We start from the raw sequence: 25,972 nt of genomic DNA on the forward strand, positions 1-25,972 counted from the left end.
CGTCGCCCTTCCGTCGCGCTCCGCATCCGGCCTAGGTTCCCTACTCGATCCGCCCCGCAGCGGAGGAGGGAATTCCTGTGACGATCTCGGAACAGCACACCGCACGGACGGCGGCCGCCCGGCCGCGCCGCACCGACGCCCGGCCGAACGGCCAGTGGGCGGTCGACGGGCAGGCGCCGCTGAACGCGAACGAGGCGTGGAAGCAGGAGGACGGCGGCCTCGCCGTCCGGGAGCGCATCGAGCGCGTCTACGCCGACGGCGGGTTCGCCTCCATCGACCCGACCGACCTCCACGGGCGGTTCCGCTGGTGGGGCCTCTACACGCAGCGCAAGCTCGGGATCGACGGCGGCAAGACGGCGACGCTGGAGCCGCACGAGCTGGAGGACGAGTTCTTCATGCTGCGGGTCCGCATCGACGGCGGGCAGCTGACCACCGAGCAGCTGCGCACCATCGCGGGCATCTCGACCGAGTTCGGCCGGGACACCGCCGACCTGACCGACCGGCAGAACATCCAGCTGCACTGGATCCGGGTGGAGGACGTGCCGGAGATCTGGCGGCGGCTGGAGGCCGTGGGCCTGTCCACGACGGAGGCGTGCGGCGACGTGCCGCGCGTGTTCCTCGGCTCGCCGGTCGCGGGGATCGCCGCGGACGAGCTGATCGACCCGACGCCGCTGATCCAGGAGATCGCGGACCGGTTCCTCGGCGACCCGGAGCTCGCCAACCTCCCGCGCAAGTTCAAGACCGCGATCAGCGGGCACCCCAGCCAGGACGTCGTCCACGAGATCAACGACGTGTCGTTCGTCGTGGTCGATCACCCTGAGCTGGGCGTCGGCTTCGACCTGTGGGTCGGTGGCGGCCTGTCCACGGCGCCGCGGCTGGCAGAGCGGCTGGGCGCGTTCGTGCCGGCCGATCGGGTGCCGGAGGTGTGGCACGGGGTCGTGCAGATCTTCCGCGACTACGGCTACCGCCGCCTCCGCAACAAGGCCCGGCTGAAGTTCCTCCTCGCCGACTGGGGTGTGGAGAAGTTCCGGCAGGTGCTGGAGGACGAGTACCTGGACGAGCCCCTGGCCGACGGTCCCGCACCGGCGGCGCCCACGACGACCGGCGACCACGTCGGCGTCCACCGGCAGAAGGACGGCCGCTACTTCATCGGCGTCACCCCGTTCGTCGGCCGGGTCTCCGGCACGACGCTCGGCGCCCTCGCAGACCTCCTGGAGCGGCACGGCTCGACGCGGCTGCGGACGACCCCGCACCAGAAGATCCTCGCCCTCGACATCCCCGAGGCCGACGTCGAGCAGGTCGTCTCGGAACTGGACGAGATCGGACTGAGCGCCAAGCCGAGCGTCTTCCGCCGCGGGACGATCGCCTGCACCGGAATCGAGTTCTGCAAGCTCGCGATCGTGGAGACCAAGGTCACCGCGACCGCGGCGGTGCAGCAGCTGGAGGAGCGGCTGGCGGGGCTCGACCTCCCGGCGCCGCTGAGCCTGCACGTCAACGGGTGTCCGAACTCGTGTGCGCGCATCCAGACGGCCGACATCGGGCTCAAGGGTCAGCTGCTCCCGGACGGGAACGGCGGCCAGGTGCCCGGCTTCCAGGTGCACCTCGGCGGCGGGCTCGCCTCGCGCGACCGCGACGAGGCCGGCCTCGGCCGCACCGTGCGCGGCCTGAAGGTGACGGCGGACGGGATCGCGGACTACGTCGAGCGCGTCGTCACCCGGTTCCTGGCCGACCGCACCGACACCGAGACGTTCGCCGAATGGGCGCACCGAGCCGACGAGGAGGCCCTCCAGTGAGCGCGACCAACCTGGGCAGCCTGCCCGTCCGTCCCGCGGAACTGCGGCCGGTCTCCGAACTCAAGGCCCTCGCCGAGCGCGGCGCGCGCGAGCTGGAGGGCGCGACCGCGGAGCAGATCGTCCGCTGGGTGGCCGACAACTTCGCCGTGGAGCGCACCGCCGTGGCCTGCTCGATGGCCGACGCGGTCCTCCCGCACGTCGTGGCCGCCGCGCTGCCGGGAGTGGACGTGCTGTTCCTCGACACCGGCTACCACTTCGTCGAGACGTACGTGACCCGCGACGAGGTGGCCAGGGCGCTGGATGTGCGGGTGGTGGATGTGAAGCCGAAGCAGACCGTCGCCGAGCAGGACGCCGAGTTCGGCGCCGAGCTGTTCGCCCGCGACCCCAACCTGTGCTGCGCCCGTCGCAAGGTCGAGCCGCTGCAGCGCTCGCTCACCGGGTACGAGCTCTGGTTCACCGGGGTCCGCCGCGAGGAGGCGCCCACGCGCACTGCGACGCCGTTCATCAGCTGGGACGAGAAGAACGGGCTGGTCAAGGTCAACCCGCTGGCGGCGTGGACGTTCGACGAGCTCCTCGACTACGCCACGGCGAACGCGGTGCCGCTGAACCTGCTGCTGTCCAACGGGTACCCCTCGATCGGCTGCGAACCGTGCACCAAGCCGGTGGCCGAGGGGAGGACCCGCGCTCGGGCCGGTGGGCCGGGCTCACCAAGACGGAATGCGGGTTGCACGAATGACCGACACGACTCTGACTGCCGCGCCCGCGCTCGACCTCATCGACCAGCTGGAGAGCGAGTCCATCCACATCATCCGGGAGGTCGTCGCCGAGTTCGAGCGGCCGGTCCTGCTGTTCTCCGGCGGCAAGGACTCCGTGGTCGTCCTCCACCTGGCGGCGAAGGCGTTCTGGCCGGCGCGCATCCCGTTCTCGCTGCTGCACGTGGACACCGGGCACAACTTCCCGGAGGTCCTCGACTTCCGCGACGCGACCGCCGAGCGGTTCGGCATCCCGCTGGCCGTCGCGCGGGTGCAGGACTACATCGACGACGGCCGGCTCACCGAGCGCGCCGACGGCACCCGCAACCCGCTGCAGACCGTGCCGTTGCTGGACGCGATCGAGGCCGGACGGCACGACGCGGTCTTCGGCGGCGCGCGCCGCGACGAGGACAAGGCACGGGCCAAGGAGCGCATCCTCTCGCTGCGCGACGGGTTCGGCCAGTGGGACCCGCGCAACCAGCGTCCCGAGCTGTGGAGCCTCTACAACGGCCGGCACACGCCCGGCCAGCACGTGCGGGCGTTCCCGATCAGCAACTGGACCGAGCTCGACGTCTGGCGCTACATCGAGCGCGAGGGCATCGAGCTGCCTCCCCTCTACTACGCCCACGAACGCGATGTGTTCGCCCGCGACGGGATGTGGCGGGCGGTCGGCCCGGTCTCGCCTGCCGACCGTGGCGAGACCGTCGAGCGGCGGCTGGTTCGCTACCGCACGGTCGGCGACATGAGCTGCACGGGCGCGGTCCAGTCCGACGCCCGCGACGTGGCCGCGGTGGTGCGGGAGGTCGCGGCCTCCACGCTCAGCGAGCGCGGGGCGACCCGCGCGGACGACCGCATCTCCGAGGCCGCGATGGAAGACCGGAAACGGCAGGGATACTTCTGATGACGCTCCAACTCGACGACACCACGCGACCGGAGGCTGCGACGTCGACCCGCGGGACGCTGTTCCGCTTCGCGACCGCGGGCTCCGTGGACGACGGCAAGTCCACCCTGGTGGGCCGGCTGCTGCACGACTCCAAGGCGATCCTCGCCGACCACCTCGCGGCGGTCGAGCGCACCTCGCGGGAGCGCGGCTTCGGCGGCGAGGCCGGCGGGCTGGACCTGGCGCTGCTGACCGACGGGCTCCGCGCCGAGCGCGAGCAGGGCATCACCATCGACGTCGCCTATCGCTACTTCGCGACGGACGCGCGCTCGTTCATCCTCGCGGACTGCCCCGGGCACGTGCAGTACACGCGCAACATGGTCACCGGCGCCACGACGGCCGACGCGGTCGTGCTGCTCGTGGACGCGCGCAACGGCGTGCTGGAGCAGACCCGCCGCCACCTCGCCGTCATCAGCCTGCTGCGTGTGCCGCACGTGATCGTGGCGATCAACAAGATCGACCTGATCGGCTTCGACGCCGAGCGGGTGCGGCAGGTGACGGAGGAACTGGTCGCCGTGACCGAGGAGCTCGGCATCCGCGACCTCCACATCGTGCCGGTGTGCGCCGTCGACGGGGACAACGTCGCCGATCGTTCGGCCCGCACGCCCTGGTACGACGGGCCCGCGCTGCTCGAACTGCTGGAGGCGCTGCCGAGCGCCGACCAGATCGAGACGCCGGCGGAAGACCTCCGCCTCCCGGTCCAGCTCGTGCTCCGCCCGCAGGGAGCGCTCGCTCCCGGGCTCGACGCGACAGCATACAGGGACTACCGCTCGGCCGCCGGCCGCATCGCCTCGGGCGGCATCGCGGTCGGCGACCGGGTGAGCGTCCACCCCGCAGGCACGACCACCGTCGTGACCCGCATCGACGTCGCCGGCCGCAGCGTGGAGTCCGCGGTCGCGCCGCAGTCCGTCGCCGTGAGCCTCGCGGACGACCTGGACCTCGCCCGCGGCGCCCTCATCGGCGCGGCCGGGACGCTGCCCGACCCGCGCTCGACGCTGACCGCCGAGGTGTTCTGGCTGGACGCCTCCCGCGGCCTCCCCGGAGCCCGGGTGCTGCTCAAGTGGGGCACCGCGACCGTCCAGGCGAGGCTCACCGCGATCGAAGGTCGCCGCGACCTCACGACGCTCCAGGTCGTCCCCGCGGGGGCGCTGGAGGTCAACGACATCGGCCACGTCACCCTCCAGCTCGCCGAGGCGCTGCCGGTCGAACCCTACGCGGTCAACCGGCAGACCGGCGCCTTCCTCCTCATCGACCCGCAATCCGGCGCGACCCTCGCCGCCGGCATCGTCTCCTGAAAGGACCCCGCATGCGCTCCCCGCTCCGCACCGTCGCCGTCCTCGCGCTCGCCGCTGCCACCGCCGCCCTCACCGGCTGCGCGGCCTCCGCCGTCAGCGCCGAACCCACCCCGGCCACGGCCATCCGCGTCGGCTACTTCGACAACGTGACCCACGCGCCCGCGCTGGTCGGCATCCACGACGGCCTGCTGCAGAAGGCGCTCGGGAAGACCGCGCTGAAGACCACCCAGTTCAACGCCGGCCCCGCCGAGGTCGAGGCGCTCAGCGCCGGCGCGATCGACGCCGCCTACATCGGCCCGAGCCCCGCGATCAACTCCTACCTGAAGAGCGCAGGCCAGTCGCTGAAGATCGTCTCCGGCGTCGCCGTCGGCGGCGCGGCCCTCGTCGTGAAGAGCGACATCACCTCGCCGGACCAGCTCAAGGGCACGACCATCGCCACCCCGCAGCTCGGCAACACGCAGGACGTCGCTCTCCGCTACTGGCTCAGCAAGCAGGGCCTGCACACCTCGACCACCGGCGGGGAGACCTCACGATCGCCCCGACGGACAACGCGCAGGCGCTGACGGCGTTCCAGGCGGGCAAGATCGACGGCGCCTGGGTGCCCGAGCCGTGGGTGTCCCGGTTCGTGCTCGACGGCAACGCGAAGGTGCTCGTCGACGAGGCGTCGCTGTGGCCGGGCGGAAAGTTCCCCACGACGGTGCTCGCCGTCTCCGCCGCGTTCCTGAAGGCGCACCCGCAGACGGTCAAGGCGCTCGTGCAGGGCAACGCCGACGCGGTCGCCGCCCTGAAGAACCCGGCGAAGGCTGCGAACGACATCAACGCGCAGCTGAAGGCCGACACCGGCAAGACCCTGGCAGCCGGCGTGCTCGCGCGGGCGCTCGACCACGTCGCCTTCGACACCGACCCGGACGCGGCGGCGTTCCCGGCGCTCGTCCAGCACGCCTCCGCCGTCGGCCTCGGGACGAAGGGCTCGCTGAAGGGGCTGTTCGACCTGACCGCCCTGAACGCCGTCCGCGCGGCCGCCGGGCAGGCGAAGGCCTCCGCCGGGAGCCTGGGGTGACACCGTGAGCGACCTCGACCGCACCGCCGTCACGCTGACGGGAGTGAGCAAGCGCTTCGGCGCGAACGCGCCCGTCGTGCTCGACGGGGTGGACCTCCGGGTGGGCGACGGCGAGTTCGTCTGCCTGCTCGGCGCGTCCGGGTGCGGCAAGTCGACCATCCTGAACCTCATCGCCGGACTCGAACAGCCGACCACCGGCGAGATCGCGGTCCCCAGCGGCGCGGTCGCGATGATGTTCCAGGATGCCGCCCTCCTGCCCTGGCTGACCGCGCGCCGCAACGTCGAGCTCGCCCTCGACCTCGGTGGAGCGCCGCGCGACCAGCGCCGTGCCCGCGTCGACGAGCTCCTGGAACTCGTCTCGCTCTCCCACGCCGCCGACCGCCGGCCGCACGAGCTCTCCGGCGGGATGCGGCAGCGCGTCGCCCTCGCCCGCGCGCTCGCGCAGGACCGGCACGTGCTGCTCATGGACGAGCCGTTCGCGGCGGTCGACGCGATCACCCGCGACCTCCTGCACGTCGAGCTGGAGCGGATCTGGCGGCAGACCGGCCGCACCATCGTGTTCGTCACCCACAACGTCCGGGAGGCGCTGCGCCTCGGCCAGCGGATCGTGCTGCTCAGCTCGCGTCCCGGCCGGGTCGCCGCCGAATGGACGGTGCCGGCCGACGTCCGGGCCGGCGCCGACCCGGTGGAGACCGCCCGGCTGGACGACCAGATCACCCGCCGGCTGCGAGAGGAGCTGATCCGCAATGCCGCCTGAAGCCATCGCCACCCCGACGATCGCGCCACCGGCCACCCGCGCGGAGGCCGGGACCTCCGAGCTGCGCGCCCTGGAGTCCGGTCTGGACTCGCTGCAGACCGCCCGGGATGCCGGGCCGAGCCGCGCCCGCCGCCTCGCGCGGTCCGTCCTCCCGCCCATCGTCTTCGTGCTCGCCGCCGTCCTCGCCTGGCAGCTCTACACGGTCATCGCGCACCCGCGCCCCGACCTCTACCCGGGGCCGGCGGACGTGCTCAGCGCGCTCGGCAGCGCCGCTGCCTCCGGTCACCTCGCCACGGCCATCGGCACCAGCCTGGGCCGCGGCGGCTTCGGGTTCGTGCTCGCCATCCTGATCGCGACCCCGCTCGGGCTGCTGCTCGCCGAGGTGCGCTGGCTGCGCCGCGCTGTGGGGCCGATCCTCTCCGGTCTCCAGGTGCTGCCCTCGGTGGCGTGGGTGCCGGCGGCGATCCTGTGGTTCGGACTGACCGACGCGGCCGTGTACTTCGTCGTGCTGCTCGGCGCCGTCCCCTCGATCGTCAACGGCCTCCTCGCCGGCATCGACCAGGTGCCGCCGCAGCTGCGCCGCGTCGGCGTCGTCCTCGGCGCGAACCGCCGCGAGCTGCAGACCCGCATCCTCTTCCCGGCCGCGCTGCCCGGCTACGTCGCGGGACTCCGCCAGGGCTGGGCGTTCGCGTGGCGCTCGCTGATGGCCGCCGAGATCATCGCGGGCTCGCTCGGCTTCGGCCTGGGCTCGATGCTGGAGCAGAGCCGCGAGCTCGCCGACCTGCCCACCGTGCTCGCGACCATCCTGACGATCCTCGTGGTCGGGATCGTGATCGAGCTGGCCTTCTTCGCACCGGTCGAGCGCACACTGCTGCGCCGCCGCGGACTGACGGGAGCGACCCGATGACCGAACAACGCCGCGGCTCCGTCGCCCTGGTCGGGGGCGGCCCCGGCCATCCGGACCTCATCACCGTCCGGGGGCGGCAGCTGCTGACCGCCGCCGACGTCGTGATCGCCGACCGGCTCGGCCCGCGCGCCCTCCTCGACGACCTCGCGCCCGGCGTGGAGGTGATCGACGTCGGCAAGCGCCCGCACCACCACCCGGTGCCGCAGTCGCAGATCAACGAGCTCCTGGTCGAGCACGCCCGCGCGGGCAAGCGCGTCGTGCGGCTGAAGGGCGGCGACCCGTTCGTCTTCGGGCGCGGCGGCGAGGAGGCCGAGTTCTGCCGCGCCGCGGGTGTCCCGGTGGAGGTCGTCCCCGGGGTGACCAGCGCCATCGCCGTGCCGTCCATCGCCGGCATCCCGGTCACCCACCGCGGTGTGGCCGCCGGGTTCACCGTGCTCTCGGCGCACACCGACATCGACGAGGTGCCCGGCGGGCCGGAGCACACCGTCATCCTGCTCATGGGCGTCTCCGGGCTCGCGAGCACCGCCGCGACGCTCGCCGCCGGCCGCCGAGGCGCGGACTGCCCGGTCGCCATCGTGGAGGACGGCTACGGCGACGGCCAGCGCGTGACCGTCGGCACCCTCGGCACCATCGCCGCGGAGGCCGCTGTGCGCGGCGTGCAGTCGCCGGCCGTGATCGTCGTCGGCGACGTGGTCCGGCTCGCGGACCCCGACCTCCTCCCCATCCCCGCAGCCCACAGCACTGCACCGTACAGAGAGGCCCATCAATGACCCGACCGTTCCGCGTGGCCGTCGTCGGCGCCGGACCCGCCGGCATCTACGCCGGCAACATCCTGCGCACCCGCGCCGCCGAGGCCGGCATCGACGCCCGGATCGACCTGTTCGAGTCCCTGCCCGCGCCCTACGGCCTCATCCGCTACGGCGTCGCCCCCGACCACCCGCGCATCAAGGGCATCGTGACCTCGCTGCACGACATGCTCGCCGACGGCTCGGTGCGCCTGATCGGCAACGTGGAGGTCGGCGCGGACATCACCGTGGACGAGCTCCAGTCCCTCTATCACGCGGTGATCTTCGCGACCGGCGCGCAGCGCGACGCCGTGGTCGGACTTCCGGGCCTCGACCTCCCGGGCAGCTTCGGCGCAGCGGACTTCGTCTCCTGGTACGACGGCCACCCCGACGTGCCCCGGCACTGGCCGCTGGAGGCCACCGAGGTCGCGGTGCTGGGCAATGGCAACGTCGCCCTGGACGTCGCCCGCGTGCTCGCCAAGCACCCGGCCGACCTGCTGACCACCGACATCCCCGACAACGTGCACGCAGGGCTCGCCGCGTCGCCGGTCACCGACGTGCACGTCTTCGGCCGCCGCGGCCCGGAGGACATCAAGTTCACCCCGATCGAGCTGCGCGAGCTCGGCGAGGTACCGGGCGTCGACATCGTCCTGTACGACGAGGACTTCGATCGCGCCGACGCCTCGACGGGGAGCGGCGCGCCGCCGGCAACCAGGCCAAGGTCATGGCGCGCATCCTGCAGTCGTGGCGCGACCGCGAGCCGACCGGCGCCCCGCGCCGACTGCACCTGCACTTCTGGCACCGGCCGGTCGAGCTGCTCGGCGAGGAGGCCGTGACCGGCATCCGCTTCGAGCGCACCGAGCCGGACGGCGAGGGCGGCATCCGCGGCACCGGCGCGTTCGCCGACTACGATGTGCAGGCCGTCTACCGGGCGATCGGCTACCGCGGCACCCCCGTGCGCGACCTCCCGTTCGACGAGGCCGCCGGGGTCATCCCCAACGACGGCGGCCGTGTCCTCGACGCGGGAGAGCCGGTGCGCGGCCTCTACGCGACGGGCTGGATCAAGCGCGGCCCGGTCGGCCTGATCGGCCACACCAAGGGCGACGCCGGCGAGACCATCGAGAAGCTGCTGGAGGACCACGCCGTCCTGGCCGACGCCGAGCGCCGGGGGAGGACGCCGTGCTGTCCTTCCTCGAGTCGCGCGGCGTCCGCTACACCACGTGGGAGGGCTGGCTGGCCCTGGACGCGCACGAGCGCGCGCTCGGCGACGGCTTCGCCGGCGACGTGGTCCGCGAGCGGGTCAAGGTCGTGCCGCGCGACGAGCAGGTGGCCATCTCCAACCGCGAGGTGATCGTCCGATGACCTACGTGATCGCGCTGCCGTGCGTGGACGTGAAGGACCGCGCGTGCATCGACGAGTGTCCGGTGGACTGCATCTACGAAGGCGAGCGCTCCCTCTACATCAACGTCGAGGAGTGCGTCGACTGCGGCGCGTGCGAGCCGGTCTGCCCGGTCGAGGCGATCTACTACGAGGACGACCTCCCCGAGGAGTGGGCCGACTACCACGCGGCGAACGTCGAGTTCTTCAGCGAGCTCGGCAACCCGGGCGGCGCCTCCAAGGTCGGCCCGCAGCCGTACGACCACCCGCTGATCGCCGCGCTGCCGCCGCAGGAGGCGGTGCATGCCTGAGGTCGTCGTCATCGGCGGGGGACCGGCCGGGCTCTCCGCCACGCTCAACCTCGCGCGGGCGCTGGTCGACGTCGTGCTGGTGGATGCCAGCCGGCCCCGGAACGCCGCGACGCTGCGCTCTCACGGGTTCCTCACCCGCGACGGCGTCCGCCCGACCGAGCTGCGCGCCCTCGCCAAGGCCGAGCTCGCGGCGTACGAGAACGTCGAGCACCTGGAGCGGCGGACGGTCACCTCGGTGCGCGCGGACGGCGACGGGTTCGCGGTCGAGATCGCCGGCCGGACGCCGGGGAGACCCGCTCGGTCTCGGCCAGGACGGTCCTCCTCACGACCGGGCTGACCGAGACGCTCCCCGCGCTCCCGAGCATCCGTTCGTTCTACGGGATGAGCGTGTTCAGCTGCGTCGCATGCGACGCCTGGGACCTGCGCGGCCGGCCGCTCGCCCTCATCGGCGAGACGCCCGACCTCGCCCGCCGCGCGGTCCACCTGGCCCGCTGGACGACCGACCTCACCGTCTTCACGAACGGCTCCGCGGTCGTCACCGCCGCGGAGGAGACCGCCCTGAACGCACTCGGCATCCGGGTCGAGCGGACCGCGATCGCGGACCTCGACGGAGAGCGCGGCGCCGTCCGCTCCGTGCTGCTGGAGGACGGCCGGTCGATCCCGATCGACGGCGGGTTCATCCGACCCACCTGGACGATGGCGACCGGCTTCATCGACGGCCTCCGCCCCGAGGAGTCGGCCGACGGCTTCCTCGTCACGGACGACGAGGGCCGCACCTCGGTCGCCGGGCTGTACGCCGCCGGCGACGTCGCCGTTCCCGGCCCGCAGCAGATGATCATCGCCGCCGGCAACGGCGCCCGCACAGCGGCCGCCATCGTCGCCGACCTCCAGGTCGAGGCCGCCTCCGCGCTCAGCCGGATCCTCACCTGACCCCTGCACCTCCATCCGTCACGAACACGAGAGAGAGCCATGCCCACCAACGTCTACGACAACATCACCGCCGCTGTCGGCCGCACCCCGCTGGTCACGCTGAACCGGCTCGCCGCCGATGCCGGTGCGACCGTGCTGGCGAAGCTGGAGTTCTTCAACCCGGCCGGGAGCGTGAAGGACCGGATCGGCGTGGCCATCATCGACGCCGCCGAGGAGTCCGGGGCGCTGCGACCGGGCGGCACGATCGTGGAGGGCACCAGCGGCAACACCGGCATCGCGTTGGCGATGGTCGGCGCGGCCCGCGGGTACAAGGTGATCCTGACCATGCCGGAGACGATGTCGAAGGAGCGGCGGGTGCTGCTGCGCGCGTTCGGCGCGGAGATCGTCCTCACCCCCGGCCCCGACGGGATGCGCGGGGCGGTGGAGGCGGCGAAGCAGATCGTCGCCGAGAGTGACAACGCGATCTGGGCGCAGCAGTTCGCCAACGAGGCCAACCCGGCCATCCACCGGGCCACCACGGCTGAGGAGATCTGGGCGGACACGGACGGCGGCGTGGACATCTTCGTCTCCGGGATCGGCACCGGCGGCACCATCACCGGTGTCGGGCAGGTGCTGAAGGAGCGCAAGCCCGAGGTCCAGGTGATCGCTGTCGAGCCGGTGGACTCCCCGATCCTGAACGGTGGCAAGCCCGGCCCGCACAAGATCCAGGGCATGGGCGCGAACTTCGTCCCGGAAATCCTCGACACCTCCGTCTACGACGAGGTCATCGACGTGTCGTTCGAGGACTCCCTCGACGTCGCCAAGCGGCTGGCGTCCGAGGAGGGCATCCTCGCCGGCATCTCGTCCGGCGCGATCGTCTGGGCCGCCCTCCAGGTCGCGGCACGGCCGGAGAACGCGGGCAAGACCGTCGTGGCGATCGTCGCCGACACCGGAGAGCGGTACATCTCGACCGCGTTGTGGGAGGGGCTGGGGGACTGAGGACGGGCCGGTGCCGCCTGTACCCCCATCAGGCGGCACCAGTACGAGGTATTTCGCGTGCCAGTCGCTCGACCGGATACTGGTTGCGATGTAACGCAAACGAAGACGCTCAACGCGCCGACACCCGCCGCAGAAAGCCGACCCCGAAATGCCTGCCACAGAGACCATCGACACAGCCCCCATCACGGACCGCTGCGGGTACTTCGCAGCCCCGCACGCCCACGTCTGGGAGTACACGAACGGGCACCTGGTGTGCGCGTTCTGCGACGAGAAGCGCCCGTACCCGGCGTAGATATACCGCGCCCGCGCTCTCGTCAATCCCCCGAGCATCGACTCCGATCTGACTTAGTTTCGAGCACAGCGGACGGCACCTCCGGCCGCAGCGCTCTCGACAGAAGGAGTCAGTGATGACGATCGCCATGGACCGCCCCGAAGCCGACCGGATGGCCGAGGACGTGCTCGCGCCGGGAGCCACCTCCGAGAACGTGTCGTGGAGCACTCCGGCCCGCTGGCTCTGGGTCGCCGGGACGCCGACGGAGTACGTGGGGATGGTGGACCGCAACCTGGACGGGTACGTCGCCACCGGCTTCGACGGTCACGATCTGGGGGTGTTCGCGGCGCGCTCCGACGCGCAGGCGGTCGTCTGCAGCCACTGGTCCGCGGCAGGCGACGAGCGCTGACGCCGTGGCACCGCGCGAGGCCGACGCGAATTATAGAGCGTCGCTTGCGACAGGGCAATGGTCCAGCGATTTGCCGTCGATACGACACACTGGACCGAACGAAACGAGCTGGGAGGTCCGACGTGCACGCAGATGACCGCCGTGCCCAGCTGGAGCGCGACCTCCCGAGCGCCGCGGGCCGCGGCGAGATCATCGCCCTGTTCCAGCCGCAGTTCTCGCTGGAGACCGGCGAGGTCGTCGGGGCGGAGGCGCTGAGCCGGTGGATCCACCCGCAGCTCGGTCTGATCGCTCCGGGCGAGTTCATCCCGATGGCCGAGCGCCTGGGGCTCGTCGGCGGGATCGGCGACGTCATGCTGCGGCTCGGCTGCCACGCCGCCCGCGACTGGCAGGACCAGGGCCACCCGATCGAGGTCGCCGTCAACGTGTCGATCCTCCAGTTGCGCACGTCCGCGATCGTCGACACGATCGCCGGGCTGCTCGACGAGTTCTCCCTCCGTCCCGGGCTGCTGACGCTGGAGGTGACCGAGACCACTCCGGTGACCCAGGTCCCGGAGGCGATCGACACCGTGCACCGGCTGAGCGAACTCGGCGTGAACATCTCCGTGGACGATTTCGGGGCCGCCTACGCGTCGCGCGAGCAGGTCATCGCGCTGCAGGCGATCGAGCTGAAGGTCGACCAGTCGCTCGTGCAGGAGACCCAGGGCCCGCACAGCGAGGACCTGGCGCGGGCCGTCGAGTTCGGCAAAGCACAGGGGATGCGCCTGGTCGCGGAGGGCATCGAGACGGAGGCCCAGCTCGCGCGGGTCCGCGCACTCCACTGCGATCGGGGCCAGGGATACCTGCTGTCGCGACCGACGACGAAAGCGGATGTGGACAGCCTGCTGATTTCCGCCGGTGGCTCTCCGCTCAAATGATTGACGTGTGGCAACTTGACGATTGCCTCGCGAACCGTCACTCTCAAAACATGTACTTCGACCGGTCACGCATTTGAGGCCCGATGTGCGCGACGAGGTCGCGCGCATGCAGCCCTTCCCTCGAGCCCTTGTGGACCGAACCCACACCATCGTCGACGCCAACATGGCGCTGGAGGTCTGGGCCAGCCGCGAGCACGAGAACCTGGTGGGCATGCCCCTCGCCGCGGTGCTCGGCGTCGACGGCGACGAGCTGTCCGCGGCCCTGGCCACCGGCAACCCCGGCGGCATCCGCCTCGCGTCGACCGCCCACGGGTATCAGGAGACGCGGAGCTCGGTGGTGATCCGCGCCGTGCGCATCTCCGGCGGCCACACGATCGTCGCCTTCGACCCGGAGCTGGCCGCGGTCGGCGAGCGCACGGTGGCGCTCGGACGACGCGAGAGCGACCGGCTCCAGCTGCTGCTCTCCGCGTCCGTCGCGTTCGCGAAGACGCGGACCGAGGAAGAGCTCGGCGAGCTGTTGTCGGAGACCGCACGCCGGGCGTTCAACGCGACCGCGTGCAGCGTGCACACCGGCGAACCGGGCAACTACACGCTCGTCGCGGGGGAGAACCTCCTGGAGGCGGAGTGGCCGGAGGACGCCAGGGATGAGCGGGTGCAGCTCGGGAGTGTGGTGACGATCCAGTCGCCCGCTGAAGCCGACGTCGTGGCGCCGGGCCTCGGGTTGAGCGGCGTCTTCGAACGGTCGGGCGTCTCCGCGATCATCGGAGTGCCGATCATCGAGGACGACATCCTCTACGGCGCGTTCGCCTGCTACTTCGACCAGCCCCGCACCTTCGACGACCAGGCCGTGCCGCTGGCCGAGGCGCTGGCCCAGCTGGCCGGGCAGGTCCTCGTGCGGCTCCGCCTGGAGGCGCGGCTGCGCCGTGCGGCGATGCTCGACGAGGTCACCGGCCTGCCGAACCGGCGGCTGTTCGACGAGAACCTGCAGCAGACCGAACGCGCGCACGCGGATCAGGTCGCGGTGCTCTTCGTCGACCTCGACGGCTTCAAGGCGATCAACGACACCCTCGGGCATGCCGCGGGCGACACCGTGCTCAAGGAGGTCGCGGAGCGGCTGAGCCGGGTCTTCCGCCAGGAGGACATGATCGCCCGCTACGGCGGCGACGAGTTCATCGCCGCCCTGCACGTCGCCGACACGACCGACGCGCTCGAACTCGCCGACCGGGCCAGAGCCGCCATCGCCGAGGACTTCGCCGGCATCCCCCCGGAGCTGAGCATCACGGCGAGCGTCGGCATCGCCATCACGGACGACGTCGCGGGCCAGTCGATCGACCACCTCATCCGGCTCGCGGACCAGGCGATGTACGCGGCGAAGCGGGACGGGGGCGACCAGGCCGTCGTCTACGGAGCGGGGCGGTAGCGGGTCGCACCTATACCAGGGACCGGCGTCCCGGTCTACCGGGGGGCGGGGAATTCTCGAATGCCGGAGAATATGCACGTGAGTGCACCCGACACCCCGGTCCCCCTCCTGCTCGAAAGGTACCGGCCACAGCGATTGCTCGCGCGCGGCGGCACCTCGATGGTCTTCCGTGCCCGGGATGAGAACCTCGGCCGCGACGTCGCCGTCAAGCTGTTCACGTCGGGTAGCCAGGGCGATGTCGCGCGGTTCCGGGCCGAGGTGGGCGTGCTCGCCGACCTCCGCCATCACGGTGTGGTGTCGATCCTCGACGCCGGGGTCGACGACTCGTCGCCGAGGGACCCGCGTCCCTTCCTGGTCATCGAGCTGGTCGAAGGCGACACCCTCCGCGCAGTGCTGAACGCGGGCACGCTGACGACGCGCCAGATCGGTGAGATCGCATTCGAGGTCGCCGAGACGCTGGAATACGTCCACGCGCGGGGCGTCATCCATCGCGACGTGACGCCGACGAACATCATGATCGTCGACTACGGGACCCGGTTATCGCGGCCCCGGGCGCGGCTGACGGACTTCGGCATCGCCATCCACGCGACCCGTCCCCAGGAGTTCGCGGAGGGCACGTTCGGGACGGCCGCTTATCTGAGCCCCGAGCAGGTGCGCAGCGAGAGCCTGACCCCGGCGTCCGACATCTATTCGCTCGGCCTCGTCCTGCTGGAGTGCTTCACGGGGACCGTCGCGTTCCCGGGGACGCCCGTGGGCTCCGCGCTCTCCCGGCTGGAGCGCGACCCGGAGATGCCCGACACGGTTCCCGAGCGCTGGCGCGCGCTCATCCGTTCGATGACGCACGCCGACGCGTCGCTGCGGCCGTCCGCCGCGGACGTCGCGACCGCCGCGCGCGGGGCCCTGCGCGCCGACAGGGAACACGACCCTGCCGCGAGCACCGGATCGACGGACCAGGCGGCATATGATCAACACGCCGTCGCGACCCGCGCCGGCGCCAGCCCTCGGAAGGAGAGCACCGGTTGGGCACTCTGATTTACGGCACCGGCGCGAAGATCGACATCGACGATCGCCTGCTGGCCCACCTCCAGCTCGTCATCACGTCGAAGCTGCGCCGCAACGAGCAGTTCCTCTTCGAGTGGGACCACGACGAGGCGTACTCGCGCGGCCGGACCGCGATCTGGATCAACCCCTCCGTCCCCGTGCACTTCCAGTACGTGGGCAGCCGCCGCCCCGCGCTCAACCGGGCGTGGACCGAAGCGCTGATGGACGCCGCCAACAGCGTCGGCGGTCTGCGCATGGTCCCCGAGCCTCCGGCGCACTGATGGGGACGCTCTTCTACGGCGACGCCGCGTCGTCGGTCGAGTTCGACGACCGCCTGCTCGCGCACCTGCAGCTCGCGATCGTCACGAAGCTGCGACGGAGCGAGAGCTTCGTCTTCTCGTGGGATGTCGCGGCCGCGGCGGGAAGCGGCTCCAACTCGGTCTGGATCTCCCCGACCGTCGGCCTCCGCTTCACCTATCCCACGCACACGCGCGAGCCGATCAACCGGGCGTGGGTCGAGGCGCTGGTCCGCACGGCCAACAGCGTCTCGGGGCTCCGTATCGTCGACGAACCTGGAGCGGGCGTAGAGTCGCCGGCGCAGGCCCCGAGCAAGACCGACCGAATGGATGAAGAGTGATCGTCAACAGGCTGACCGTCGATGGCAAGGACTACTTCCTGCCGGGATCGGTGACGGAGCTGCGCGAGAAGATCAAGAACGCGATCCAGGCGGGCGGCGACTACGTGAACATCCCGCCGCTGCACTCCGGCCCCGGCATCGACATCCTGTTCTCGCCGGGCATGCCGGTGGTCTGGAGCCAGATCGACGTCGGAGGCGACCCGATCGCGGAGGCCGACGGTGCGGAGGTGTCGGAGTCGAGCATCGACGACGACACGTTCGACGGGCTGTGAGCCCGAGCGCGGGCGGCTGGCCTACCCGCGCCCCGCGCTGCCCACCGCGTGCGGCGTCAGCGCGTGCTGCAGAGCCAGCGTCGCCGCACCGCCCGCCGCGGCGTCGAGCCCGGGGTCCGCGAGCTCGATGAGCACCGGGTGGACGGCGCGGGTGCGCGCGTTGCGGGCGACCTCCTCCCGGATGCGGCGGACGAAGACCGCGCCGGCGTCGGCGAAGCCGGGGCCGGCGAGCACGATGCGGTCGAGGTCCAGCACGTTGACGATCGACAGGACCGCCGCCGCCACGTAGCGTGCCGAACGGTCGATCAGCTCGGAGCTGCGCGCCTCGCCGCGGGCCGCAGCGCGCGCGATCAGCTCGTAGTCCGAGCGGAAGCGGTGCGGGTCGCCGGAGAGCCCGAGGTCGTCCGTCAGGGCTTTCTGCTGGAGGGCCTGCGCGACGATCGCGCGCGGGGCCGCCAGCATCTCCAGGCAGCCGCGAGCGCCGCACCAGCAGTCGGGGCCGTCGATGTCGACGATCATGTGGCCGATCTCGCCGACGTTGGACGACGCGCCTCTGGCGACGCTGCCGCCGCTCATGAGCCCCAGGCCGAAGCCGTTCGACAGGTACAACGTGGCGAAGTCCTGCGTCGCGGGGATGCGTCCGGCCCAGTACTGGCCGAGCGCCGCGCACGCCGCGTCGTTGTCGCGGACCACCGGCAGGCCGATGCGGGGCTCGAGGGCCTGGGTGAGGGCGAACGACTCCCACTCCGTGGCGGTGATCGAGAGCCGTTCGGCTCCCGCGCCGAGGTCGAGGCCTGCGCCTGCCACTCCCACGCCGACCACCGAGTCCACCGGGATGTCCAGCTGGACGAGGAGTTGCCCGAGCTCACGGGCGATCCTGGCCACGTCCTCGCTCGGACCCACCTGGTCGATGCCCGGCGAGACCAGCCGGCCGATGACCGCGCCGGAGAGGTCGGTCACCACATAGGTGAGCCGGCCGGCGTCGAGCGAGACGCCGACGGCGAAGCGCGCCCGGGTGTTCAACTCCAGCAGTGTGCTGCGCTTGCCGCCGGTGGACCCGAGGAAGCCGGTCTCCACCACGAGGCCGTCCTCGATCAGGGACTTCACCACCCGGGTGATGGAGGTCGGGGTCAGGCCCGATCGCTCGGCCAGCTCGGTGCGCGTGACGGTCCCTCCGGAGCGCACCAGGTCGAGGATGGCGCTCCGGGTGGTGGCGGACGACGGCCCAAGCCGCTGCTGGATCGTCATGTCGTCTGCCTCTCGACCACGAGAGGAGCCGGCGCGGGGATGCGCGGCGCGGCGTCGGCGCGGTCCGGGCGGCCGGCCGCCTGGACGGCCGCGATCGCCGCGGCGCCGAGGAGCTCGCCGATCTCCCTGCCGTGCCGGTCGATCGCCGTGATCGGTGGGCTCGCGCTCTGGCAGACGAGCGAGTCGCTCCAGCAGATCAGCGACACCGCGTCCGGCACGGCGACGCCGAGCTCCTGGAGCGCGTCCAGAACCGCGACGGCGTCGCGGTCGTTGTCGAGGATGAGAGCCGCCGGGCCTGAGTCCGCGGTCGCGGCGCCTCCGGACGCGCCCACTCCGATCGCCACCGCCTCCGCCACCACGTCCGCGGAGCGCACCACCTCGAACGTACGCGCCTCCTCCGGGAGGTCCGAAGCGGGGCTGTCCTCCACGAACGGCTCGCCGAGCTCGTCGGTCGTCACGTAGACCCAGCGCCGGGCGTCGTGCCCGTGGAGGTAGCCGATCAGCGCGTTCGAGGCCGCGGCGGCGTCCACGGTGACGGCCGGGCAGTCCACGTCGAGATCGGCGCGGGTCAGCGCCACGAACGGCAGGTCGATCTGGCGGAGCAGCCGGATGCGCGGATCGTCGTCGGCCGTGCCGAGGACGATCACACCGGCGATCCCGCCCACGCGCGCCCACAGCCGGTACGCGCGCAGCTCGGCCTCCTCGTCGTCCACGGAGCGGGTGATGAAGCGCAGGCCCGCCGCGACCAGCGGTCCGGCGATGGCGCGGATGATCGCGGAGGCGAGCGGGTCGCTCTCGCGGCCGTGCCGGACGACCAGGCCGATCGCCGCGCCGACGTCGGTCATCGTCTCGCTCCCTGCGGTGCTGCGGCGTGATCCCATCTAGGCAGTCTGCCGGATCGGACGCGCCGAACACGACCGCATGCTGTGCGCGTCATTTGATCGCGCCCGCTGCCATCCCGCGCTCGAACTGCCGCTGGAGCGCGATGTAGGCGATGATCGTGGGCACGGCGGTGATGACGGAGGCTGCGAGGATCTTCGGGGTGTCGTCGTTGTACTGCCGCCGGAAGAACTCCGGCAGCTGGGTGACGACACCCATGCCGTCGTCGATCAGGAAGACCTTCGGCAGCAGGTACGAGTTCCAGGCGTAGATGAGCACGAGCACCATCAGCGCGACGGCGATCGGGCGCGACAGGGGCACGAGCACCGACCAGAAGATGCGCCACGTGCTCGCGCCGTCGATCCGGGCCGCCTCGAACAGGGCGTCCGGGATGCCGTCGACGTAGCCGCGCGCGATGAGTACGGTGAACGGGATCTGGAGCGCGGCGATCGGCAGGATTACCGACCAGTACGTGCCGAGCAGGCCGAGCTTCACCGCGGTGGTGTAGAGCGGGGCGATGAGCACGACCTCGGGGAGGGTGAGCGCGGCCATCATCAGCCAGAAGTACAGCTCCTTAGCCCGCACCCGCAGCTTCGAGAAGCCGAACGCGGCGGCCAGGGTCGCCAGGAAGACGATGGCGATCGACGCGACCGCGATGATGATCGTGTTCAGGAAGAACCGCGGGAAGCCCGGCACGTCGATGACGGCCTGATAGTTGCCCCAGCCGGCCCCTTCGAGACTGGTCTGCAGCATCGCGTACAGCGGGATCACGAACGGCACGACGGCGACCGTGAGGATCAGCTGCAGCAGGATCCGGGAGCGCCGGGATCGGGTCTCAAACATCGGCGCTCTCCTTCAGTCGGCGCGAGGTGGATCGGCGCCCGCTCAGCGTGCGCGGGGTGCGGCCGGCGCGTTCCCTGCCGCGCAGCTGCATGAGGACGGACACGGCGACCGCGATCACGAGCACGAGGATGGACAGCGCGGACGCGTAGCCGAGATCACGGTCGGTGCTCGCGGTCTCGGAGTAGATCATGGTGCCGAGGAACTCCGACGAGTGCGCCGGGCCGCCCTGGGTGATCAGCCAGGGGTTGTCGAACAGCTTGAGCGCGGTGATGAAGTTCAGGATGGCGAGCGAGACGATGATCGGCCGCAGGGTCGGCAGCACGATCGAGAACAGCACCCGCAGGTTGCCCGCGCCGTCGAGCCGTCCGGCCTCCACGAGCTCCGGATCGATCTGCGCCATGCCGGCGTAGAGCAGGATGAAGCCGTACCCGATCGCGCCCCAGCAGCCGACGAGGGTCACGACGAGCAGCGAGGTCGTGGACTGGCCGAGCCACGGCTGCTGCAGGGCGGAGAGCCCGAAGAAGCCGAGGATGTCGTTGATCGTGCCGTCGGTCTGCCAGACCTGGATCTGGGCAGGGGCGAGCGTCGCGGGCGCCACGACCACCGGGATGACGATCAGCACCTTGTAGACGTTCGCGAGGTGCACCCGGGAGTGCATGGCCGCCGCGAAGAGGGTGCCGCCGACGACCTGGACGGCGAAGACGACCACGAAGTAGACCACCGTGTTGCGCAGCGAGGTCCAGAGCACCGGGTCCTGCAGCGCGGTCACGTAGTTGCCGAAGCCGACCGGCGTCATCAGCGCCCGGCCGCCCGGCCAGGAGAAGAACGAGAGGTAGCCGGAGTAGATGATGCTGTAGTAGATCAGGCCGACCGAGATGACGAGCGCCGGAAGGATCCAGCGCAGACCCCGGGGAGGAGGCGGGCGCGCCGCGTGGCGCGCCCGCCTCCCGCACCGCAGCCGTCGGGCGGTCGGATCCGATTCTGAGATCCGTGTCGATCATGGTCAGTCAGTCGATCCGTTCTGCTGGTGCACCGGTTACTTGGTGCCGACCTTGCTGGCCACGGACGCGGCCTGCTGGTCGGCGGCGATCTGGTCGATCGACTTGTTCACCGAGGGGTCGAGCACCTGCTGGATGGCGACCACGATGGCGTCGAGCGACTTCTGCGTGGTCTGCCACTGCCGAGACTCGGTGGTGTCGGCGCTGTCCTTGATGAGGGTCTCGATCGCCGGGCGCTGCACGGAGTCGTCCACGAGCTTGATGGACGACCAGTCGGGCGTCGTGCCCTTCAGCGCCGGCAGCAGGTCGAGCGCGTTCGCGACGTTCTGCTGGCCGTTCTTGTTCAGCGTCATCCACGCCACGAACGTCTTGGCAGCGCCGATGTTCTTCGACCCGGAGTTGATCGCGAGCCCGTAGTCGGCCTCGCCGAAGTAGGTGCTCTTGTTGCCCTTGCCCGCCACATCCGGGAAGGTCGCGGGCAGCTGGACGAAGCAGGTCGGGTTGCTGACGCCCGCGGCGGACATCGACGTCTTGCAGGAGTCCGCGCCGGCGTACTGGGTGTACCAGAAGCCCATCTGGACCATCGCCGCGTCGCCCTTCATGAACTCGTTGTTGGCGAGTGGGTACTGCGGGCCGTCGAGGGCGTTGGGCGCGATGATGCCGTCGGTCTTCATCTTCTTGATGATCTCCAGCACCTTCACGCCGTCGGGGTCGCTCCACTTGGCCTTGCCGGTCGCGGCCTTGATGAAGAAGCCGGGGTCGACCGAGTTGGCGATGGAGTGGTACATCTCGGTCGGGAAGGTGTCGGTGCCGCCGGCGCCCATCGTGAAGCAGGTCTTGCCGATAGCCGTGACCTTCTTGCAGGTGTCCACCCAGGAGGCGTAGTCGGTGGGGACCTTCGCCCCGGCCTGGTCGAGGATGTTCTTGTTGTACCAGAGGAACCCGGCCGACATGCCGCCGAGCGGCAGCGAGACGAACCGGCCGTCGGAGCTGGTGAGCTGCTTGACGTAGTCGCCGCCGATCTTGGACTTCCAGTCCGAGCCGAGGGTGTCCTGCGCGAGCGAGGTGAGGTCGAGCGCATAGGGGCCCCAGGTGTCGGTGGAGCCTCCCGCGGGCGAGAGGTCGAAGACGTCCGGGCCCTTGCCGGAGTCGAGGGCCGGCGTGATCGTGTTGCGGTAGTCGACGTTCTCGAAGTTCTTGTACGTGACCGTGATGTCCGGGTACTTCTTGTTGAACTCCTGGATGTACTTCTGGGCGACCGGGGTGTCCGGCGTCCAGCCCCACCAGGTGACCGTGCCCTTCGTGGCCGGCTTGACGTCGGAGCCCTGGTCACCGGACGAGCCGGTGCAGCCGGTGATCGCCAGCGCGGCGGCGATGGCCACCGCTGCCACGGGAACGAACCGCGTACTACGCATCATGTGTGATTCCTCCACATCCTTGTGTGCTGATCGAGAGTGCGGGGCCGAGCCTATACAGATCGCGATCACCAAAGCAAGAGTTAAAACCTTTTTGTCACAAACTCGATCAATGCGACCAGCTTGGCCGCTGAATCGCCTGACTTATTGGGATCGAACTTAGTTGCGAACAGTCAGATAGTCGGCTAGCGTGACCAACGCCCCGGGCCGCGAATGCCCGCTTCAGCGTAGAAAGGACCTCTTTTGGCCATCGAATCCGTGCTTCTGAACGTGACCGACATCGCACGCTCCGTGGAGTTCTACCGCCGTCAGCTCGGCGCCGTGGTCGTGGCCCAGCGGGAGGACGCGGCCGAGCTCGACCTCGTCACGGCCCGCCTCCTGCTCTCGCGGGTGGACGCCCCGGCCGAGTCCACGTGGATCGGCGACGACCTGCAGCGCGGGTTCCGGCACGTCGGCTTCAAGGTGTCCGACCTGGACGCGCGCGTCGCGGCGCTGCACGAGGCGGGGGTGCCGTTCCACCTGGAGCCGATCAACGCCGAGGGCGGCGTGCGCATCACCTTCTTCTTCGATCCCGACGGCACCCTCCTCGAACTCGTGGAGGGCCCGCTGCAGTACCACGAGGTCTACGACCGCGACGCCGTCGAGCAGGACTGGGCGCTCGGCGACCCGGAGCGTCCGCGCTTCGACCACGTCGCGGGAACGGTCGACGACCTGGAGGCGACCCGCGAGCACTACGCGAAGCTCGGCTACCTGCACATGTCCGGCATCCACCAGCCGTCGGACGACCGCGGGTTCGAGATCAACTTCCTCCGCTCGGGCGACAGCTCGCTGGAGATCTTCACCTACGACCGCGCGGAGAAGTCCACGCGCGACCCGCAGTTCGACGCCCCCGGATTCGTCGCGGTCGCGTTCGACGCGGACACGGCCCCGGGCGCCCGGGTGGGCACGGTGTCCGGGCGCGACGTGTTCGCGGACCCGGACGGCCTCCACTACGTGCTCGTGCCGGCATGACCGCGACGATAGGGCTGCGCCCGCTCGGGCAGACCGGGATCGAGGTCAGCCGGGTCACCCTCGGCGGCGCGCCGCTCGGCAGCATGCCGGAGAACTTCGGCCACGAGGTGGCCGAGGCCGACGCGGTCGCCCTGGTGCGCGCCGTGCTCGACAGCGGCATCCGCACGATCGACACGTCCAACGGCTACTCGGAGGGCCGCAGCGAGCGGCGCATCGGCCTCGCGATCGCGGAGGCCGGGGGACTCCCGGCGGATGTCACGGTCATCACGAAGACCGACCCCTCCGGCAGCGACTACAGCGGGGACCGGGTGCGCCGGTCGCTCGCCGAGAGCGCCGACCGGCTCGGGATCCGGCCGCTGCCGCTCGTGCACCTGCACGATCCCGAGTTCCACGACTTCGCCGCGATGACGGCGCCCGGCGGGGCGATCGACGCGCTCGTGGCCGCCAAGGAGAGCGGCGAGGTAGGCCACCTCGGGCTGGCGGGCGGCGACGTGCACGCGATGCGCCGGTACCTCGACCTCGGGGTGTTCGAGGTGCTCCTCGTCCACAACCGGTGGACGCTCGTGGACCGCAGCGCGGGGCCGTTGCTCGACCGTGCGGCGGAGCTCGGTGTCGGAGTCGTCAACGCAGCCGTGCTCGGCGGCGGCATCCTCGCCGACGAGTCCGGCCGCACCGCCTCCTACGGCTACCGGCCGGCCGCCCCCGCGACGCTGGCGGCGATCGCGCGGATGCGGGAGGTCTGCCGGCGCTGGGACACGACGCTCGCTCAGGCCGCCATCCGCTTCTCCACCCGGGACGAGCGGTTCGCCAGCACCGTCGTCGGCATCAGCCGGCCGGAGCGGATCGAGGCGACCCTGAGCGCCGCCGCGCTCGACCGTCCCCAGGAGTTCTGGGACGAGCTGGAGTCGCTCCTCCCGTCGCCGGAGAACTGGCTCGACCAGCCGGCCCGGCGCTGACCACCCACCACCGACCACAGACCCACTCGAATCGAGGTTCACATGCCACTCGTCCGCATCGACATGCACCGTCCGCTCGCCGGCCTCCGGCCGCAGCTGAGCGAGGCGATCGACTCCGCGCTCGCCGACGGCTGGGGGATGCCCGTCGACGACCTGTTCCAGATCTTCCAGCTGCACGACGAGGGCGACCTCTTCTACAGCCGGACGTTCCCGGACGCCGACCGCTCCGACATCGTCTTCATCGACATCCTCGTCTACAACGGCTACTCGGCCGAGGTGAAGCAGCGCGGCGCGGCGCTCATCGTCGAACGGCTCGCCGCGCTCGGGATCAAGCGGGACGACATCCTGATCTCCCTGCACGAGAACGGCGACGGCGACTGGCTCGCCCCGTCGAAGGAGCAGTGACCATGCGGCGCAGCGACCTGCCGGACGGCTTCGTGATCGGGACGGCCACCGCCTCGTACCAGATCGAGGGCGCCACCCGTGAGGGCGGACGCGGCGACAGCATCTGGGACACCTTCGCGCGACAGCCCGGCGCCATCGTCGACGGCAGCACCGGGGACGTCGCCGACGACCACTACAACCGATCCGAGGAGGACGTCGCCCTGATGTCCGACCTCGGGTTCGAGGCGTACCGCTTCTCCATCGCCTGGCCGCGCATCCAGGCCGACGGCGCCGGGGCGCCGAACCCTGCGGGCATCGACTTCTACCGCCGGCTGGCCGAGTCGCTGCTGGAGCGCGGCGTGACGCCCTGGGCCACGCTGTACCACTGGGATCTGCCGCAGGCGCTGGAGGACAAAGGCGGCTGGCTGTCGCGGGAGACGGCGCTGCGGTTCGCGGACTACGCCGCCCACGTCGCCGATCGGCTCGGCGATGTGATCACCGACTGGATCACCCTGAACGAGCCGTGGTGCTCGTCGTTCCTGGGCTACGCGAGCGGCCATCACGCGCCGGGACGCGCGCTCGGCTCCGCCTCCGCGCACGCGGCGCACCACCTCCTGCTCGGGCACGGCCTCGCCCTGGAGGCGCTGCGGGAGGTCCGGCCGGAGGCCCGCGTCGGCACGACGCTGAACCTGTACGCGGTCGAGCCCGCGAGCGACTCCGGGGCCGACCGCGACGCCGCCCGCCGCATCGACGGCCTGAGCAACCGGCTGTTCCTGGAGCCGCTGCTGAGCGGCGCGTACCCCGAGGACGTCCTGGACGACCTGGGCGAGACGGAGTGGTTCGCGGAGAATGCGACCGACGACGACCTCCGCCGCATCTCTGCGCCGATCGACTTCCTCGGCATCAACTACTACAGCCGGCACACGGTCGCCGCCGGCTCCGCGCCCGCGCCGGGCTCCGCGCCGAGCGCCTACCCCGGGAGCGAGCACGTGACGTTCGTCTCGACGGGGGCGCCGGTGACGCGGATGGGCTGGGAGATCCACCCGGACGGCATGCTCGACGTGATGCGCCAGGCGCACGAGCTGGCGCCGGGACTCCCGCTCTACATCACCGAGAACGGCGCGGCGTTCGAGGACACGGTGGACGCCGACGGCCGGATCGACGACGCGCAGCGCACCGACTACCTCCGCTCGCACTTCGCCGCCGCCAGGGACGCCGTCGAGGCGAAGCTACCGCTCCGGGGCTACTTCGTCTGGTCACTGATGGACAACTGGGAGTGGGCGTGGGGCTACTCCCGCCGCTTCGGCATCGTCCACGTCGACTACGAGACGCAGGCGCGCACGCCGAAGCGCAGCGCGCGGTGGATGGCGGAGTTCATGCGGGGGTGAG

Annotated in this window: 28 protein-coding genes and 3 pseudogenes; 26 read left to right on the forward strand and 5 right to left on the reverse strand. The window is 71.2% G+C overall.

Annotated features, from left to right (window positions below):
- The first annotated feature begins 83 nt into the window (after positions 1-83).
- The 22 genes and pseudogenes from ACQ86L_RS16670 to ACQ86L_RS16775 all read left to right on the forward strand — a co-directional run bounded on the left by ACQ86L_RS16670 (position 84) and on the right by ACQ86L_RS16775 (position 16,849).
- Entirely contained in the window at positions 84-1,793 is a 1,710-nt protein-coding gene (locus tag ACQ86L_RS16670) for a nitrite/sulfite reductase (RefSeq protein ID WP_434318912.1), read from the forward strand.
- Positions 1,757-2,529: pseudogene (locus tag ACQ86L_RS16675) on the forward strand (phosphoadenylyl-sulfate reductase). Before ACQ86L_RS16670 ends, ACQ86L_RS16675 begins: the two are co-directional and overlap by 37 nt.
- A complete protein-coding gene (gene cysD, locus ACQ86L_RS16680) occupies positions 2,526-3,446 on the forward strand; it encodes a sulfate adenylyltransferase subunit CysD (RefSeq protein WP_434316411.1) in 921 nt (306 codons plus the stop codon). Before ACQ86L_RS16675 ends, cysD begins: the two are co-directional and overlap by 4 nt.
- Positions 3,446-4,780 (forward strand): sulfate adenylyltransferase subunit 1, encoded by a 1,335-nt coding sequence (locus tag ACQ86L_RS16685; RefSeq protein WP_434316412.1) that lies wholly within the window; start codon positions 3,446-3,448, stop codon positions 4,778-4,780. Before cysD ends, ACQ86L_RS16685 begins: the two co-directional genes overlap by 1 nt.
- An 11-nt stretch (positions 4,781-4,791) precedes the next feature.
- Positions 4,792-5,343, forward strand: coding sequence for an ABC transporter substrate-binding protein (locus ACQ86L_RS16690; RefSeq protein WP_434316413.1), 552 nt, complete (start codon positions 4,792-4,794; stop codon positions 5,341-5,343).
- Positions 5,340-5,840: an ABC transporter substrate-binding protein gene (locus tag ACQ86L_RS16695; RefSeq protein ID WP_434318913.1), complete on the forward strand. Its 501-nt coding sequence runs from the start codon at positions 5,340-5,342 to the stop codon at positions 5,838-5,840. The genes ACQ86L_RS16690 and ACQ86L_RS16695 overlap by 4 nt, the downstream gene beginning before the upstream one ends.
- A 4-nt stretch (positions 5,841-5,844) precedes the next feature.
- The gene (locus tag ACQ86L_RS16700; RefSeq protein WP_434316414.1) at positions 5,845-6,597 is read left to right on the forward strand and encodes an ABC transporter ATP-binding protein; all 753 of its coding nucleotides are present in this window, start codon (positions 5,845-5,847) and stop codon (positions 6,595-6,597) included.
- Positions 6,587-7,504, forward strand: a complete 918-nt coding sequence (locus ACQ86L_RS16705) for an ABC transporter permease (RefSeq protein ID WP_434316415.1) — start codon at positions 6,587-6,589, stop codon at positions 7,502-7,504. Before ACQ86L_RS16700 ends, ACQ86L_RS16705 begins: the two co-directional genes overlap by 11 nt.
- The gene (cobA, locus tag ACQ86L_RS16710; RefSeq protein WP_434316416.1) at positions 7,501-8,274 is read left to right on the forward strand and encodes a uroporphyrinogen-III C-methyltransferase; all 774 of its coding nucleotides are present in this window, start codon (positions 7,501-7,503) and stop codon (positions 8,272-8,274) included. The genes ACQ86L_RS16705 and cobA overlap by 4 nt, the downstream gene beginning before the upstream one ends.
- Positions 8,271-9,651, forward strand: a pseudogene (locus ACQ86L_RS16715) (FAD-dependent oxidoreductase). Before cobA ends, ACQ86L_RS16715 begins: the two are co-directional and overlap by 4 nt.
- A complete protein-coding gene (fdxA, locus tag ACQ86L_RS16720; protein ID WP_434316417.1) occupies positions 9,648-9,977 on the forward strand; it encodes a ferredoxin in 330 nt (109 codons plus the stop codon). The pseudogene ACQ86L_RS16715 and the gene fdxA overlap by 4 nt, the downstream one beginning before the upstream one ends.
- A complete protein-coding gene (locus ACQ86L_RS16725; RefSeq protein ID WP_434316418.1) occupies positions 9,970-10,314 on the forward strand; it encodes an FAD-dependent oxidoreductase in 345 nt (114 codons plus the stop codon). The genes fdxA and ACQ86L_RS16725 overlap by 8 nt, the downstream gene beginning before the upstream one ends.
- Positions 10,287-10,907: pseudogene (locus tag ACQ86L_RS16730) on the forward strand (NAD(P)/FAD-dependent oxidoreductase); the annotation flags it as partial. The gene ACQ86L_RS16725 and the pseudogene ACQ86L_RS16730, both read left to right, overlap by 28 nt.
- A gap of 39 nt (positions 10,908-10,946) precedes the next feature.
- Positions 10,947-11,885, forward strand: a complete 939-nt coding sequence (cysK, locus tag ACQ86L_RS16735; protein ID WP_434316419.1) for a cysteine synthase A — start codon at positions 10,947-10,949, stop codon at positions 11,883-11,885.
- Between the two features lie 148 nt (positions 11,886-12,033).
- On the forward strand, positions 12,034-12,177 hold the full coding sequence (locus ACQ86L_RS16740; RefSeq protein WP_434316420.1) for a hypothetical protein: 144 nt from the start codon (positions 12,034-12,036) through the stop codon (positions 12,175-12,177).
- 115 nt (positions 12,178-12,292) lie between these two features.
- Positions 12,293-12,565 carry a hypothetical protein gene (locus ACQ86L_RS16745; protein ID WP_434316421.1) on the forward strand — a complete coding sequence of 91 codons (273 nt, stop codon included), beginning with the start codon at positions 12,293-12,295 and terminating at the stop codon, positions 12,563-12,565.
- Between the two features lie 122 nt (positions 12,566-12,687).
- Complete coding sequence (locus ACQ86L_RS16750) at positions 12,688-13,479, forward strand: EAL domain-containing protein (RefSeq protein ID WP_434316422.1); 792 nt, start codon at positions 12,688-12,690, stop codon at positions 13,477-13,479.
- A 130-nt stretch (positions 13,480-13,609) separates the two neighbouring features.
- Entirely contained in the window at positions 13,610-14,899 is a 1,290-nt protein-coding gene (locus tag ACQ86L_RS16755) for a diguanylate cyclase (protein WP_434316423.1), read from the forward strand.
- Between the two features lie 78 nt (positions 14,900-14,977).
- Positions 14,978-15,931 carry a serine/threonine-protein kinase gene (locus ACQ86L_RS16760; RefSeq protein ID WP_434316424.1) on the forward strand — a complete coding sequence of 318 codons (954 nt, stop codon included), beginning with the start codon at positions 14,978-14,980 and terminating at the stop codon, positions 15,929-15,931.
- Complete coding sequence (locus ACQ86L_RS16765) at positions 15,919-16,221, forward strand: ATP-dependent DNA ligase (RefSeq protein WP_434316425.1); 303 nt, start codon at positions 15,919-15,921, stop codon at positions 16,219-16,221. The genes ACQ86L_RS16760 and ACQ86L_RS16765 overlap by 13 nt, the downstream gene beginning before the upstream one ends.
- Entirely contained in the window at positions 16,221-16,577 is a 357-nt protein-coding gene (locus ACQ86L_RS16770; protein WP_434316426.1) for a hypothetical protein, read from the forward strand. Before ACQ86L_RS16765 ends, ACQ86L_RS16770 begins: the two co-directional genes overlap by 1 nt.
- The gene (locus tag ACQ86L_RS16775; protein ID WP_434316427.1) at positions 16,574-16,849 is read left to right on the forward strand and encodes a hypothetical protein; all 276 of its coding nucleotides are present in this window, start codon (positions 16,574-16,576) and stop codon (positions 16,847-16,849) included. The genes ACQ86L_RS16770 and ACQ86L_RS16775 overlap by 4 nt, the downstream gene beginning before the upstream one ends.
- Before the next feature lie 21 nt (positions 16,850-16,870).
- Here the strand turns inward: ACQ86L_RS16775 and ACQ86L_RS16780 are convergent, their stop codons facing one another.
- The 5 genes from ACQ86L_RS16780 to ACQ86L_RS16800 all read right to left on the reverse strand — a co-directional run bounded on the left by ACQ86L_RS16780 (position 16,871) and on the right by ACQ86L_RS16800 (position 22,235).
- The gene (locus ACQ86L_RS16780) at positions 16,871-18,097 is read right to left on the reverse strand and encodes an ROK family transcriptional regulator (protein ID WP_434316428.1); all 1,227 of its coding nucleotides are present in this window, start codon (positions 18,095-18,097) and stop codon (positions 16,871-16,873) included.
- Positions 18,094-18,978 (reverse strand): substrate-binding domain-containing protein, encoded by an 885-nt coding sequence (locus tag ACQ86L_RS16785; protein WP_434316429.1) that lies wholly within the window; start codon positions 18,976-18,978, stop codon positions 18,094-18,096. Before ACQ86L_RS16785 ends, ACQ86L_RS16780 begins: the two co-directional genes overlap by 4 nt.
- A 52-nt stretch (positions 18,979-19,030) precedes the next feature.
- Complete coding sequence (locus tag ACQ86L_RS16790; protein ID WP_434316430.1) at positions 19,031-19,819, reverse strand: carbohydrate ABC transporter permease; 789 nt, start codon at positions 19,817-19,819, stop codon at positions 19,031-19,033.
- Positions 19,812-20,615 carry a carbohydrate ABC transporter permease gene (locus ACQ86L_RS16795; protein WP_434316431.1) on the reverse strand — a complete coding sequence of 268 codons (804 nt, stop codon included), beginning with the start codon at positions 20,613-20,615 and terminating at the stop codon, positions 19,812-19,814. Before ACQ86L_RS16795 ends, ACQ86L_RS16790 begins: the two co-directional genes overlap by 8 nt.
- A 240-nt stretch (positions 20,616-20,855) precedes the next feature.
- On the reverse strand, positions 20,856-22,235 hold the full coding sequence (locus ACQ86L_RS16800) for an ABC transporter substrate-binding protein (protein ID WP_434316432.1): 1,380 nt from the start codon (positions 22,233-22,235) through the stop codon (positions 20,856-20,858).
- Between the two features lie 255 nt (positions 22,236-22,490).
- On the opposite strand from ACQ86L_RS16800, the gene ACQ86L_RS16805 reads away from it, so the two are divergent.
- Genes ACQ86L_RS16805 through ACQ86L_RS16820 form a run of 4 tightly spaced genes read left to right on the forward strand, consistent with a single transcriptional unit; the run spans position 22,491 to position 25,971 of the window.
- A complete protein-coding gene (locus ACQ86L_RS16805; RefSeq protein WP_434318914.1) occupies positions 22,491-23,243 on the forward strand; it encodes a VOC family protein in 753 nt (250 codons plus the stop codon).
- The gene (locus ACQ86L_RS16810; protein ID WP_434316433.1) at positions 23,240-24,199 is read left to right on the forward strand and encodes an aldo/keto reductase; all 960 of its coding nucleotides are present in this window, start codon (positions 23,240-23,242) and stop codon (positions 24,197-24,199) included. Before ACQ86L_RS16805 ends, ACQ86L_RS16810 begins: the two co-directional genes overlap by 4 nt.
- A gap of 42 nt (positions 24,200-24,241) precedes the next feature.
- Positions 24,242-24,604, forward strand: a complete 363-nt coding sequence (locus ACQ86L_RS16815; RefSeq protein WP_434316434.1) for a tautomerase family protein — start codon at positions 24,242-24,244, stop codon at positions 24,602-24,604.
- A 2-nt stretch (positions 24,605-24,606) separates the two neighbouring features.
- Positions 24,607-25,971: a GH1 family beta-glucosidase gene (locus ACQ86L_RS16820; protein ID WP_434316435.1), complete on the forward strand. Its 1,365-nt coding sequence runs from the start codon at positions 24,607-24,609 to the stop codon at positions 25,969-25,971.
- Position 25,972: the final 1 nt, after the last annotated feature.

It is taken from the genome of Leifsonia sp. P73, assembly GCF_051059105.1.
Taxonomy (GTDB): domain Bacteria; phylum Actinomycetota; class Actinomycetes; order Actinomycetales; family Microbacteriaceae; genus Leifsonia.

What these genes read in the sequence shown, in the direction of transcription:
- cysD (WP_434316411.1), top strand. Translation starts at nt 2,526, where the DNA reads ATGACCGACACGACTCTGACTGCCGCGCCCGCGCTCGACCTCATCGAC.
- ACQ86L_RS16685 (WP_434316412.1), top strand. Translation starts at nt 3,446, where the DNA reads ATGACGCTCCAACTCGACGACACCACGCGACCGGAGGCTGCGACGTCG.
- ACQ86L_RS16690 (WP_434316413.1), top strand. Translation starts at nt 4,792, where the DNA reads ATGCGCTCCCCGCTCCGCACCGTCGCCGTCCTCGCGCTCGCCGCTGCC.
- ACQ86L_RS16705 (WP_434316415.1), top strand. Translation starts at nt 6,587, where the DNA reads ATGCCGCCTGAAGCCATCGCCACCCCGACGATCGCGCCACCGGCCACC.
- cobA (WP_434316416.1), top strand. Translation starts at nt 7,501, where the DNA reads ATGACCGAACAACGCCGCGGCTCCGTCGCCCTGGTCGGGGGCGGCCCC.
- fdxA (WP_434316417.1), top strand. Translation starts at nt 9,648, where the DNA reads ATGACCTACGTGATCGCGCTGCCGTGCGTGGACGTGAAGGACCGCGCG.
- ACQ86L_RS16725 (WP_434316418.1), top strand. Translation starts at nt 9,970, where the DNA reads ATGCCTGAGGTCGTCGTCATCGGCGGGGGACCGGCCGGGCTCTCCGCC.
- cysK (WP_434316419.1), top strand. Translation starts at nt 10,947, where the DNA reads ATGCCCACCAACGTCTACGACAACATCACCGCCGCTGTCGGCCGCACC.
- ACQ86L_RS16740 (WP_434316420.1), top strand. Translation starts at nt 12,034, where the DNA reads ATGCCTGCCACAGAGACCATCGACACAGCCCCCATCACGGACCGCTGC.
- ACQ86L_RS16745 (WP_434316421.1), top strand. Translation starts at nt 12,293, where the DNA reads ATGACGATCGCCATGGACCGCCCCGAAGCCGACCGGATGGCCGAGGAC.
- ACQ86L_RS16770 (WP_434316426.1), top strand. Translation starts at nt 16,221, where the DNA reads ATGGGGACGCTCTTCTACGGCGACGCCGCGTCGTCGGTCGAGTTCGAC.
- ACQ86L_RS16780 (WP_434316428.1), bottom strand. Translation starts at nt 18,097, where the DNA reads ATGACGATCCAGCAGCGGCTTGGGCCGTCGTCCGCCACCACCCGGAGC.
- ACQ86L_RS16785 (WP_434316429.1), bottom strand. Translation starts at nt 18,978, where the DNA reads ATGGGATCACGCCGCAGCACCGCAGGGAGCGAGACGATGACCGACGTC.
- ACQ86L_RS16790 (WP_434316430.1), bottom strand. Translation starts at nt 19,819, where the DNA reads ATGTTTGAGACCCGATCCCGGCGCTCCCGGATCCTGCTGCAGCTGATC.
- ACQ86L_RS16795 (WP_434316431.1), bottom strand. Translation starts at nt 20,615, where the DNA reads ATGACGCCGGTCGGCTTCGGCAACTACGTGACCGCGCTGCAGGACCCG.
- ACQ86L_RS16800 (WP_434316432.1), bottom strand. Translation starts at nt 22,235, where the DNA reads ATGATGCGTAGTACGCGGTTCGTTCCCGTGGCAGCGGTGGCCATCGCC.
- ACQ86L_RS16810 (WP_434316433.1), top strand. Translation starts at nt 23,240, where the DNA reads ATGACCGCGACGATAGGGCTGCGCCCGCTCGGGCAGACCGGGATCGAG.
- ACQ86L_RS16815 (WP_434316434.1), top strand. Translation starts at nt 24,242, where the DNA reads ATGCCACTCGTCCGCATCGACATGCACCGTCCGCTCGCCGGCCTCCGG.
- ACQ86L_RS16820 (WP_434316435.1), top strand. Translation starts at nt 24,607, where the DNA reads ATGCGGCGCAGCGACCTGCCGGACGGCTTCGTGATCGGGACGGCCACC.